Source organism: Clostridioides sp. ZZV14-6154 (assembly GCF_020657785.1).
GTDB lineage: Bacteria > Bacillota > Clostridia > Peptostreptococcales > Peptostreptococcaceae > Clostridioides.
Genome location: NZ_JAGWCY010000001.1, coordinates 426,724 through 439,243, shown reverse-complemented (window position 1 = coordinate 439,243; position 12,520 = coordinate 426,724). Strand labels below are relative to the sequence as shown.

General features: G+C 27.2%; 11 protein-coding genes and 1 other annotated feature. Of the genes, 8 read left to right on the top strand and 3 right to left on the bottom strand.

What is annotated here, in order from left to right:
- Positions 1-46: 46 nt before the first annotated feature.
- From KGF45_RS02040 to KGF45_RS02005, 8 genes are all read left to right on the top strand, one after another.
- Positions 47-1,195, top strand: coding sequence for a THUMP domain-containing class I SAM-dependent RNA methyltransferase (locus KGF45_RS02040; RefSeq protein ID WP_227828510.1), 1,149 nt, complete (start codon positions 47-49; stop codon positions 1,193-1,195).
- Between the two features lie 141 nt (positions 1,196-1,336).
- Positions 1,337-2,716, top strand: coding sequence for a hypothetical protein (locus tag KGF45_RS02035; RefSeq protein ID WP_227841687.1), 1,380 nt, complete (start codon positions 1,337-1,339; stop codon positions 2,714-2,716).
- A gap of 28 nt (positions 2,717-2,744) precedes the next feature.
- On the top strand, positions 2,745-3,443 hold the full coding sequence (gene walR / locus KGF45_RS02030) for a cell wall metabolism DNA-binding response regulator WalR (protein WP_021384573.1): 699 nt from the start codon (positions 2,745-2,747) through the stop codon (positions 3,441-3,443).
- Between the two features lie 2 nt (positions 3,444-3,445).
- Positions 3,446-4,879, top strand: a complete 1,434-nt coding sequence (gene walK / locus KGF45_RS02025) for a cell wall metabolism sensor histidine kinase WalK (RefSeq protein ID WP_227828512.1) — start codon at positions 3,446-3,448, stop codon at positions 4,877-4,879.
- Positions 4,880-4,900: 21 nt separating this feature from the next.
- Positions 4,901-5,641: a tRNA pseudouridine(38-40) synthase TruA gene (truA, locus tag KGF45_RS02020; RefSeq protein WP_227841686.1), complete on the top strand. Its 741-nt coding sequence runs from the start codon at positions 4,901-4,903 to the stop codon at positions 5,639-5,641.
- Between the two features lie 105 nt (positions 5,642-5,746).
- Positions 5,747-5,954: a binding site (T-box leader), on the top strand.
- Positions 5,955-6,210: 256 nt separating this feature from the next.
- Entirely contained in the window at positions 6,211-7,410 is a 1,200-nt protein-coding gene (locus tag KGF45_RS02015) for an argininosuccinate synthase (RefSeq protein WP_227841685.1), read from the top strand.
- Between the two features lie 402 nt (positions 7,411-7,812).
- Entirely contained in the window at positions 7,813-8,865 is a 1,053-nt protein-coding gene (locus KGF45_RS02010; protein ID WP_227840566.1) for a BtrH N-terminal domain-containing protein, read from the top strand.
- Positions 8,866-9,091: 226 nt separating this feature from the next.
- Positions 9,092-10,255 (top strand): MerR family transcriptional regulator, encoded by a 1,164-nt coding sequence (locus tag KGF45_RS02005; protein ID WP_227828516.1) that lies wholly within the window; start codon positions 9,092-9,094, stop codon positions 10,253-10,255.
- A 129-nt stretch (positions 10,256-10,384) separates the two neighbouring features.
- Here the strand turns inward: KGF45_RS02005 and KGF45_RS02000 are convergent, their stop codons facing one another.
- The 3 genes from KGF45_RS02000 to KGF45_RS01990 all read right to left on the bottom strand — a co-directional run bounded on the left by KGF45_RS02000 (position 10,385) and on the right by KGF45_RS01990 (position 12,506).
- A complete protein-coding gene (locus KGF45_RS02000; protein ID WP_227828517.1) occupies positions 10,385-10,765 on the bottom strand; it encodes a DUF4363 family protein in 381 nt (126 codons plus the stop codon).
- 2 nt (positions 10,766-10,767) lie between these two features.
- The gene (locus KGF45_RS01995) at positions 10,768-11,427 is read right to left on the bottom strand and encodes a DUF421 domain-containing protein (protein WP_227828518.1); all 660 of its coding nucleotides are present in this window, start codon (positions 11,425-11,427) and stop codon (positions 10,768-10,770) included.
- A 107-nt stretch (positions 11,428-11,534) separates the two neighbouring features.
- Positions 11,535-12,506 (bottom strand): 3'-5' exonuclease, encoded by a 972-nt coding sequence (locus tag KGF45_RS01990; protein WP_227828519.1) that lies wholly within the window; start codon positions 12,504-12,506, stop codon positions 11,535-11,537.
- Positions 12,507-12,520 lie beyond the last annotated feature (14 nt).

Sequence of the window (12,520 nt, the reverse complement as noted above, 5' to 3'; positions counted from 1 at the left end):
AAAAAATAAATAATCGTTATAATTAATATAAGAAACAGGAGGTTTTATGAAAAACTATACACTAATATCGCCATGTTTTTTTGGAATGGAAAAAATGTTGGCTAGAGAAATTACTAATTTGGGATATGAAATAATAAAAACAGAAGATGGAAGAATAACATATAAGACTGATGAATTTGGAATAGCAAAATCAAATATGTGGTTGAGATGTGCAGAAAGAGTACATCTTAAGATTGCTGAATTTGAAGCAAAAAGCTTTGATGAATTATTTGAAAATACAAAAAGGATAAACTGGTCTAAATATATACCTTATGGAGCGCAATTTCCTATTTCAAAGGCTTCTTCTATAAAATCAAAATTATACAGTACACCAGATGTACAAGCTATAGTAAAAAAAGCTATTGTAGAAAGCTTAAAGAAAAGTTATTTAGAGGATGGTTTGCTTAAAGAAGATAAAGAAAAATACCCTATATTTGTATTTATACACAAAGATAAAGTAACTCTTTCAATAGACACAACTGGAGATGCTCTACATAAAAGAGGATATAGAGAAAAAGCAAATAAAGCTCCAATAAGAGAAACTTTAGCTTCTGGACTTATCTACTTAACTCCTTGGAAAGCAGGTAGGACTTTAGTAGACCCTATGTGTGGTTCTGGTACTATATTAATTGAAGCAGCCATGATAGGTATAAATATGGCGCCTGGCTTAAATAGAGAATTTATATCAGAAAAATGGAGAACACTTGATAAAAAGATTTGGTGGGATGTAAGAAAAGATGCTTTTAATAAAATAGACAATGAATCTAAATTTAAAATTTATGGATATGATATAGATGCAGAATGTATAGATATAGCTCAAGAAAATGCAGAAATAGCAGGTGTAGATGAATATATAGAATTTAATGTAGGAGATGCAACTGAGTTTAAAAGTGAAGAAGAATTTGGATTTATAGTTACCAATCCACCTTATGGAGAACGATTAGAAGATAAGGATAGTGTTAAACAATTATATAAAGAGCTTGGTTATGCATTTAGAAAGTTAAAAAATTGGTCATATTATCTGATAACTTCTTATGAAGAATTTGAATATGAATTTGGACAAAAAGCAGCTAAAAAGAGAAAACTATATAATGGTATGCTAAAAACTAACTTTTTCCAATATCCAGGGCCTAAACCTCCTAGAAATAATAATTAGATTTTATATTTATCATAAGTTTTATCAAAATAATAAAGTTTTGTTAAAATAAGTAAAACCTTATGAGGATTTGAAACGTCTAACTATTGTGAGGAGATTTTTGCGAGAAAAATTTAAGATTGTAGGATTAGGAGGAGTTAAATGAAGTTATTAAAACTTATTATTGTATCAGGCTTAATGATGTTATTTGTTACTGGATGTAATGTTAAAACTGAATCTCCAGAGCAATTGGCAAAGATACCTGACTATGATGATACAAAAAAAGTATTGTACGATGGTATAGATCAGCTACTAAAACCAGACTCATCTATGATATTGCCTTCTAATACAAAAGAGGTAGGAAAAATAAATAAGGTAGATTTAAATAGTGATGGAGTTGATGAATTAGTAGTATTTGAGCAAAAAGAAGATTTAAGTAATAATGTTAATAAAGTAGGTTTTGTAACCTTAAGTTACAATGGTGAAAAATATGTACTAGGAGACCATTATTTAGAAAATGGAGAATCAATAGAATATGCTAATTTCTATGATTTGGATTCAGATGGATATAAGGAAGTTATTTTACTTGTTAAATCCAAAGATAAAACTAATATGCATATATACAAAGTAAGGGATAATGAAATAACAAAAGTATACGATTTAGATGCTTCTTGGATTCAAAATAAAGAAGATTTTAACGATATAAAAGTAAAGATTGGTTATATAGATGGAGATGACAAGATAGATATATTAATGCTTCATTTGAATAATAAAACTAATGAGATGTTTGCAACTGTTGCAAATTTTGATGGAACTATGAAGGTTAAGGATTATGTCAAATTTGAAAATGTAAAAAATCTAAATGAGTTATATATAACTCTAGGTAATGTTGCTTCATCTGTTGGAAACTCATCGGCATCCATCAAAGGTGTTGTACTTGATATTCCCATGTTAAAGGAAAATAATTATATCACACAGATATTATATATGAAAAATGATAAAATTCAAAAAGCGTTTAGTGATTATGATAAAACTATTACTAAACCTTACTACATACCTGTTGATGATGTTGATAAAGATAAAATTATAGAGATACCTATAGTTGCTGGTGGAAATAGAAATACCTATACCTCTAAAGCATCTGCTAATATAAGTTGGTATAGATGGAATGGGAAAGAAGGTTCTAATTCAAAATTAATATTTATAAGCCAGATATACTATAATTATAAATACAATTTTAGGTTATTTATGCAAAATAATTTAGTGGATAAAATAATTGTTGAACAAGAGTTTGTTGGTGAAAAAGCAGTATTTAAATTTTACTATTTTGATTATTCAGAACGTAAGAATTTATTTAATATAGTAGTAGAGAGTAAAAATAAACTTGAAGATAGAAAAAGTGCAAATACACAAAATTCTATTGTACTTCAAGAAAGTGATGAATATACTTTTTTACTAGTTATAAATGATGCAAATGAAATGGATAAGCTAGAGATTACTATAGACGCATTAAAAGAGTATTTCTCATTAATATATGGTTAATATTATACTCAATTGGAGGTTTTATTTTATGAAGGAAAAAATACTTATACTAGAAGATGAAATTGGAATTAGAAGTTTTGTCAGTATAAACTTAAAAAGAGAAGGCTATGAAATAGTTGAAGCGGGTACAGGTAGAGAAGCTATAGAAAAAATGACAACAGAAAGTGACATTACAATAGCTCTTTTAGATGTAATGCTTCCAGATATAAGTGGAATAGAGGTTTGTAAATTTATAAGGGAAAATTTTGATCAAGTTGGTATAATAATGCTTACTGCAAAAGCTCAAGAAGATGATAAAATAGAAGGATTTATTTCAGGAGCAGATGATTACATCATAAAACCATTTAGTATAAAGGAGCTTTTAGTCAGGGTTTCTGCTCTTCTTAGAAGAGTTGCAAAAGATGATTCAAATGTTAAGTCAAGTGAGATAGTCTCACCACCATTTATACTTGATATAGATAAAAGAAAATTATTTAAGAATGGTAAAGAGATTGAACTTACTCCAACAGAATTTTCAATAGTAAAATATCTGATATCAAATGCTAAACAATCATTAAGTAGAGATCAGATATTAGATGAGGTATGGGGAACTAATTATTTGTATGATTTTAAAATAGTAGATGTAAATATAAGAAGGATAAGAAATAAAATAGAAGATGACCCATCAAAACCAAAATATATACAAACTATTTGGGGTTATGGATACTGTTTTAGAAAGGAAGAATAATAGTGTTACACTTTGAAGGTCTGAGAAAAAAAGTAATAAAAAACTATTTTATAATAATTATTATAATGGTAACTCTGTTTGAAGGGCTATTCATGTTTTATATACAAAACTATTACTATGATTCTGTTAAACAGCTACTTGAATCTGAAATAAAATATGCTGATGAATATAATGCTATTACAATGGAAACTACAAGCTTTGAGAAAAAAGTCAAAAACATTTTTGATAAACAACCATTAACAAAGAATTCAGAATTTGGGATTTCAATAATAGATAAGAATAAAAATGTTATATTGGACCAATATGGATTTAAAAGTAAAGAAAAAGCAAATTATGAAGATGTAGATAATGCATTAAGAGATGTAAAGACTAAGAATTTAACACCATATACTTATAAAATACCAGATACAGGAGAACATGTCATGAGTATCTCCTTACCACTCAAAGTAAATAATATTATAGAAGGTGTTGTTAGATATACTGTTTCATTAGATGGAATTGATAACGCCATATTAAAGCAAGCTACATGGCTTATATTGGCAGGAATATTTATACTTATTATAGCTATATTAATAAGTCTCAAATTTGCTGAGACTCTTATAAAACCATTGAGAGAGCTAAAGAAGTTTGCAAACGAATTAGCTGTAGGAAACTACAATATAAAATTGGAAAATATGAAGATTGTAGATGATGAAATTGGGGATTTAGCACAGACATTTGAACATATGGCACATGAAATTGATAAGAGTGAAAAATTGAAAGAAGAATTTATATCTTCTGTATCTCATGAGCTGAGAACTCCTCTTACATCTATAAAGGGATGGAGTGAAACCTTAGGATATGAAAGTATAACTAGAGAAGAGTTAGATTTAGGTCTAGGTATTATACAAGATGAGACAGAAAGACTTATAAAGTTGGTAGAAGAATTATTGGATTTTTCAAGGCTTTCTTCTGATAGGATAAAGCTTCATGTTGATATAGTTGATGTTGAAGGATTAGTTGTTGGGGTTGTAAATCAGTTGAAAGTTAAAGCAGCTGAAAAAGATATATCACTTTTATTTGAATTTGAAAATGAATTCATAGAAAATATCCAAGGAGATAAAAATAGACTAAGACAAGTTCTTATAAATTTAATACAAAATTCATTTAAATTCACTAGTCAGGGTGGTTACATAAAAGTTGTAGCTTCTCAGGATGAAGATACAACGACTATATCAGTTGAAGATAATGGTTCAGGTATAGAAAAGCAAAATTTAAATAAAGTTTTAGATAAATTTTTCCAAGAAGATTACAATAAGGCTGGGAGTGGATTAGGTCTTGCAATTAGCAATGAAATTGTAAAACTTCATGGTGGAGTAATGAAAATAGAAAGTGAAAAGAACGTTGGAACAAAAATAATTTTTAATATAAAAAATAAATTTGCTAAACAGGCATAAATTCTTAGAAAGAGGATTAAGATGAGAAATATAAAAATGATAGTAGCATATGATGGTTCAAGATATAAAGGTTATCAAAAATTAGGTGATAATGACATGACTATACAAGAAAAGCTTGAGTCTGTCTTAAGCAAAATGGCCAATGAAACCATTGAGATAACTGGTTCTGGGAGAACTGATATGGGAGCACATGCAAGAGGTCAAGTTATAAACTTTAAAACAAATTGTATGGATTCAGTAGATAAAATTCAAAAATATCTATATGAATATCTGCCAGAAGATATAGTTGTAAAAACTGTTGAGGAAGTTGATGAAAGATTTCACTCAAGATACAATGTAAAATCAAAAACGTATTTATATAAGATTGATAATAATAAATATCACAGTCCTTTTATGAGAAAGTATGCTGCGCATATAAGTAAAAAATTAGATTTAGATAGAATGAGAAAAGCAAGTGAGTACTTAGTAGGAGAACATGATTTTACTAGTTTTGCTTCTTCTAAGTCTAAGAAAAAATCTAATGTAAGAGAAATTTACTCAATAAATATAAAAGAAAATGATGATATTGTAGAAATATATATAGAGGGAAATGGATTTTTGTATAATATGATAAGAATAATAGTAGGAGCATTAATAGATGTTGGTCTTAAAAGAAAAGCACCACAAGATATTAAGTATATGCTTGAGTTGAAAGATAGAAGTAAGTCATCAGACACCGCACCAGCTAAAGGACTATGCCTTTGGAAAGTAAAATATGAGTAAGCTTAAAGAGAAAACATTTTAAAAAGAAAATAAATTATATAGTTGACATAAATGGAAAAATAAACTATTATATATTCTATAAGAGATATCTAAAAAATTTGATATTTAAATCCGATGAAAAAGAGAGTAACTTTTATGTATTTTATAGAGAGCTGAGGATGGTGGAAGCTTAGCAAATAAGTATTAGTGAAAAGAACTTTGGAGGATACTAATTGAATTTAGTATGTTAGTAGGTAATCTCGCCTTAAGAGAAAGAGTGGATAAGTTTATCTTATCAATTAGAGTGGTAACGCGGATATATTTCGTCTCTTGGTTTTTCCAAGAGGCGTTTTTTAATATATTTATTTACTAATGTGTATTTAGTAGTTGTACATTTACTGATTGATTAGCTAAGTTTATCAATAAGAGTGGTACCGCGGATATTTCGCCTCTTAGTATTTAAAAATACTGAGGGGTTTTTTTAGTATTAAAATGATTTTATAAGAATCTACATTTTTAAAGTCATTCAATATTAAGAGTTTCTATTAAAAAATATAAAAATCATAATTTAAAATTGGGAGGAATTAACAATGAAGGAAAAAGTAGTATTAGCATATTCAGGAGGACTTGATACATCAATTATAATACCTTGGTTAAAGGAAAATTATGAAGATATAGAAGTTATAGCTGTTTGTGGAAATGTAGGTCAAGAAGACAAAATGGAAGATGTTTATGAGAAAGCTCTACAAAGTGGAGCATCAAAAGCTTATGTAGATGATATAAGTGAAGAGTTTGTGACTGAAACTATATTTAAAGCTGTAAAAGCAGAAGCAAAATATGAAGGAAAATACTTATTAGGAACTTCTTTAGCAAGACCTATAATAGCTAAAAAATTAGTTGAAGTTGCTCATAAAGAAGGCGCAAAATATATATGCCATGGATGTACAGGAAAAGGTAATGACCAAGTTAGATTTGAAGCTACAATTGCAGCTCTTGATCCAACTATAAAAGTTATAGCTCCTTGGAGAATATGGGATATAAAATCAAGAGAAGATGCTATAGATTATGCTGAGAAACACAATATAAAAGTAACAGCAACTAAAGCTAAAATATATTCAGTAGATGCTAACCTTTGGCATGTATCAACAGAAGGTGGAGACATAGAACATCTACAAAATGAACACAAAAAGGATGTATATAAACAATGTGTAGATCCTGAGGATGCATGTGATGTAGCTGAATATGTAGAAGTTTATTTTGAAAAAGGTGTGCCTAAAAAGATAAATGGGGAAGAATTATCTCCAGTGGCACTAATTCATAAATTAAATGAGTTAGGTTGTAAGCATGGAGTTGGAGTTATAGATATAGTTGAGAATAGACTTGTTGGCATGAAATCAAGAGGGATATATGAAACTCCAGGAGGAACAATCCTTTATGAAGCACACAATATTTTAGAAAGTGCTACTTTGGATAAAGATACACTACACTTTAAGCAAATGGTATCTTACAAATATGGAGAACTTATTTATAATGGATTATGGTACTGTAAATTAAGAGAATCTATAGATGCATTTATGGAACAAACTCAAGATAATGTTACAGGTACAGTAAAAGTTAAACTTTACAAAGGTAACATAAAACCTGCTGGAATATTTACTGAAAATGCACTTTATGATGAAGGAATATCTTCTTTTGGAGATAGTGAACTTTATGACCATAAAGATGCAGAAGGATTTATTAATTTATTTACTTTACCATTGAAAATTAGAGCTATGAAGGCTTGTAAATAATAGAATATAGTAAATTAAAATTATTAGAGTATATAAGAAATGTTTTTTAGTTTTTTATATACTCTTTTTTATATAAAATTATTACATTATGCAATTTGTAACAGTTTAGTTATTACAATATAAGAAATTTTAAAACTTATTTTTCTTCAAGACTTCCTAATTATTTGTAAGCATTAAAAGTATGGTTTTCTTATAAGTTACACAATATGAATACTTATTTTTGAATTTTGCTATTGACTCTCACATTATAAGAGGGTTTATACTAAGTTTAATTAAAAATCTACATGCAAAAGCTGCGCATAGTAGAAGGTAGTAACCATATCATTTGAAATTATAAAGATATAATTTATGAAAATACTATTAATTCCATAATGAAATTATTTATAAACGGAGGTAGATTAAATGAGGAAAATAATTGAAATAAAACACCATTCGCATGATTATGAATGTATGTGGAATGGTATAGAAGATATATATATGAATAAAATGGATGAATCTCTGCCAAATGATTTTTTCTTTTTATTAGCAGGTTTTGGTTCATTTTGTTATCTGAGGACAAACAAAAAAGAATTAAAGAGAATGGTTGCTTTGGGAGATGGAAGAACCAAAAAAATGTATGAATTTTTAGCACCTATTGTTGGTTTTGAATATAAACACTATGAGTTTAAAAAGTATGAACAAGCTTTAAAAAAAGCAAAATCAGAAATTGATTCTGGTTATCCAGTTGTTTTAGGAGCTTTAGATATGTATTATCTGCCATATTATGAAAAATTATATCATAAGGAGCATATTCCTTTTCATTATGTGCTTATGGTAGGGTATGATGATATGGCAGAGAGAATATATTTATATGATTGTGGGAGAACTGAGTTACTTTCTCTTTCTTATGATGAACTATGTGAATGTATGAATTGTAGTTATCCTGGGTTAAGCAAAGCAAATACAATTTGTACAGTTAGAATGAATAGTTCAAAGAATAAATATCAGATTGCCCAAGAAGCACTTGCTATAAAGCGGGATATGTTTTTAAATCCATCTACAGGTTTTTTAGGATACAAAGGTTTTGAAAAGTTTATTAAAGAATTGCCACAATGGAAACACGAATTGGAAAAAGATGACTATGATAGGATTTTAGCTAATATGGTTATGCTTTTTGGAACGGTACCAACTATTCCAAATGCAATCAAAGGAATTGAAGAACCAGATAGTGTTGAATTTAAAGGTGGTTTTGATAAAATGAGCAAGATGCTTAAGTGTATTGGAACTGAATACAAAAATGACTGTTGGGTACAAGTAGCAGAGATTTTTGAAGAAAGTTCAATCATAATTGAAAAAATATCTAATATAATAATAGATTATTTATCGAATAAGGTTGATGAGACTGAAAAACTTTCTTTGCTATTTTCTGAAATTTTGAAACAAATGAAAGCTGGATACTTAATGTTAGGTATATGAATATAGAATAAGATTTCTTTTTTAATAAAAGTGTATTAGCTAGATAATCAAAATTTAAATATGAAATGAGTTCAAAAAATCAAATTATATATTTATAAAGTGTTGACCCTAACACCACGTCATATTGTAATATGAAAACATAGTTTGAAAATATTAATAAATACTGATAGGTATATAAGTATTTATTAATATTTGTAGCTATAAAATAAAATTTTGAGGTGAGGCAATGAGAACAGTAAAACAAGTTTCAGATTTGACAGGAATAAGTGTGCGCACATTACATTACTATGACGAAATAGGCTTATTAAAGCCAAGTGAAATTACAGAAGTAGGGTATAGGCTTTATGATGATGAAGCTATTGAAACGCTTCAACAAATTTTATTTTTTAAAGAACTTGAGATACCTTTAAAAGAGGTTAAAGATATAATGTTAAGCCCATACTTTGATAAAATGCATGCTCTAGAAAGTCAAAAAAAGCTACTTATTATAAAACGTAAAAGATTGGATAGTCTAATAGAAATTATAGACAAAACTTTAAAAGGGGAAAATATAGTGAACTTCAAAGGATTTGACATGAGTGAATATTTTAAAGTATTAGAGGAATTTAAAATAGAGCATGAAGATAAAATAATCAAAACTTATGGTAGTGTAGAGAAATATAATGAGCATATTGAGACGTTTAAATCTAAAGAAGATGAAATTGCTAAAATGGCTATAAAAAAATATGGAAGTATTGAGAAATATGCTGAGGCTATAAAGAAGAATTTTAATAGTGATATATTAACTTTAGCAGAACAATTTGATGAATTTAAAAAAGATTGTTTGGAGGACAATCATCCAAAATTAAAAGAACTGTATAAAAGACTTGTAGCAGATTTAAGTAAAAATCCTTTATCAAAAGAACTTCAAGAAATTGCTAAAGAGATAACAGATACATCTAAGAAAGATTATGAACTTTTTAATATGGAGTATGGAGATGATAATTGGTATGGCATGGTACAAAATTATTTACTAAATCCCATATGGATAAAAGAAGTTGATAAAAAGTATGGTAATGGAGCATGTAAATTTATTGGCGAAGTTTTGAAGCATTATTTAGGTAATAAACAGCCCAAAATAAATATGTTATATGAAAAACTTGTAGCAGACTTAAGTAAAAATCCATCTTCAAAGGAAATTCAAGATATTGTTGAAGATATAGTGTATGAAACTAACAGAAGTAATGAATTTTACAAGATAGATGAAGGAGAGAATAATTTAGATTATTTAGCAGAACTTTATTTACAAAATTCTATTTATATACAAGTAAATGATAAGAAATATGGTAAAGGGGCATCTAAATTCATTGGAGAAGCTCTAAAAATTTATTCTGATAATAGTAAAATATAAGTAAACAAATATGGAAAATTGTAAAATAGGATAAAAAATAGCAACTAAATTATTGCAAAGTTGATTATATTTTGAATGTAGAAAAAGGATATAGAATTATTACTTTATCTATATCCTTACTTGTGATTGTTAAAATATATAATTTATATCGAACTTAACACTTTCAACAATATTTCCTAAATATGTTTTTATACTTTCAACTTCTTCTAAAGATTTTAATTTATTTTCAGTATAAATTGCCTTATCAAGAATATTAAATTTTAGACCTATTTCATCAAAGTATTCATGATTTAAAACTTTATACCAATGATTTCTTTCTTTAGACCATCTAGTAGATATAGAATCAGCTTCTTTTTGAGCTTTTTCCCAATCTTCATCTACTATAGATTTTTCTAAGATAGACATATTACTTTTATAGTCCTCTGTAAAATCATATAATTTATTATTAACATAAAATCCAAATAGCATAAATAAAACAGCCCATAGTATAACAAATGTTGCAGATTTCAATATTAATCACCCTTCTTATTTTGAATAAATATTTTGTCATTTTCATCTAAAACACAAATAAGAACATCTTTAAAAGTTTCTATGTGGTTAGACTTTAAGATACCCATTAACCAGTTAGTATCTTTTTCAGCCATATCAAGATTTTTATTTATTATTTTACCATCCAATATAAGTGGAATTGGCAAATGATTAAAAGCTCTTGGAGGAGTACTATTGTAACTTGATGCTGGAACTACACTTAAATTACCATCAGTCTCTAAAATAGCATATTGTACATCTTTTAGGTTGAAGTAGCCTTGAATTCTCAATTGCTCTAACAACTCATCTATACTAACTCTTTCTTTTTTAAGTTCATTATATACAATCTTTCCTTTGTCAATTAAGACAGAAGGTTTACCTGATAAAAATGAACTTAATTTTCTACTTTTTAAGGATAAAAATGAAATTAGAGTCTGCATAATTACAAGGCCAGTTATTGCTGCAACGCCATTTATAATTGGTATATTATTATTTTCCATTGGGACGGATGCAACTTCTGCAATTAAAAGTGTTATGACCAAGTCAAAACAGTTCATCTCAGCGATTTCACCTTTTCCCATGACTCTAAGTGCAATCAACACTGTTATGTATAATATAATACTTCTTATTAATACAACTGTCATATCTATCAATTACTCCTTTAAAAAATATTTACACTAAGTTAGTATATCCTATATAAAAAAATTAATTCAGATTATAAAAAATACCTTAAACAATTGAATTCAATTATTTAAGGTACTCTTGATAGTCTCAATATTAAATTTTTTATAGATTTTCTATTACTTTTATTTATCTTAACTACAGATTCAACAAAATTCTTTTTATCCCCTAATTTCAATACAAAATCAGGGTATTCTTCAAATTCATTGAGCTTTATTAATTTAAAAGAAGAAGATAAGTTTTTAAAGCTGATAATTTTAGAATTATTTACTAATACACTTCTTTTTTTAAAATAAATGTCTTTTTTACTTATATTTAATATATTGAATATTTGTTTAAGATGCATTATTATATCCTCTGGAGTCTTGTCAAATTTAAGTTCAAAATTTTCATCCTCAAAGTAGGGAATACAATATAAAGGATTTTTAATAGGAGGCAGTTTATTGTATAATTCTTCAAGTATATTAGTATCTTTAGGATAGTTAAGGTAAAAACATTTACATACATTCATTAAATCCATAGCATCTGAAAGTGAATTATGTTTAATTTCTCCCTCTACAGAAAAAATCTTTTTCATATTTAGTAAAGATAGTTGCTTAGATAAGATTCTATTTTTGTATGTAATATGCTGAGATATAAAAGGTTGAATATCAATCATCATATTGAATAACTCTAAGCAGATACCCGTATATTTATATACTCTAAAGGAATTTAGAAGACCAGCAATATCAAAATTACCCCAATTATATATTGTAACATCACTAAATTTTTTAAACCATTTGCAAAAATCATCCATAACATATAAAAGATTATGAGCATTATCAATTTCTAACTGGTTTAATTTAGTGAGTTTTTTACATTTAGATGAAAGTAATTCATTGTATTTTGGTTTAACTAAAGAATAATAATCATCAACTATATTAAAGTCATTATCTACCAAAACACAACCTATGGAAATCAACTCAGCTCCACTATATTCTAGCTTGTATTTATTATCATCTAATATATTAAATTCAAAGTCTATAAATAACTTGTATTTCATAAATTAAAAGCACA

What these genes read in the sequence shown, in the direction of transcription:
- KGF45_RS02040 (WP_227828510.1), top strand. Translation starts at nt 47, where the DNA reads ATGAAAAACTATACACTAATATCGCCATGTTTTTTTGGAATGGAAAAA.
- KGF45_RS02035 (WP_227841687.1), top strand. Translation starts at nt 1,337, where the DNA reads ATGAAGTTATTAAAACTTATTATTGTATCAGGCTTAATGATGTTATTT.
- walR (WP_021384573.1), top strand. Translation starts at nt 2,745, where the DNA reads ATGAAGGAAAAAATACTTATACTAGAAGATGAAATTGGAATTAGAAGT.
- truA (WP_227841686.1), top strand. Translation starts at nt 4,901, where the DNA reads ATGAGAAATATAAAAATGATAGTAGCATATGATGGTTCAAGATATAAA.
- KGF45_RS02015 (WP_227841685.1), top strand. Translation starts at nt 6,211, where the DNA reads ATGAAGGAAAAAGTAGTATTAGCATATTCAGGAGGACTTGATACATCA.
- KGF45_RS02010 (WP_227840566.1), top strand. Translation starts at nt 7,813, where the DNA reads ATGAGGAAAATAATTGAAATAAAACACCATTCGCATGATTATGAATGT.
- KGF45_RS02005 (WP_227828516.1), top strand. Translation starts at nt 9,092, where the DNA reads ATGAGAACAGTAAAACAAGTTTCAGATTTGACAGGAATAAGTGTGCGC.
- KGF45_RS01995 (WP_227828518.1), bottom strand. Translation starts at nt 11,427, where the DNA reads ATGACAGTTGTATTAATAAGAAGTATTATATTATACATAACAGTGTTG.
- KGF45_RS01990 (WP_227828519.1), bottom strand. Translation starts at nt 12,506, where the DNA reads ATGAAATACAAGTTATTTATAGACTTTGAATTTAATATATTAGATGAT.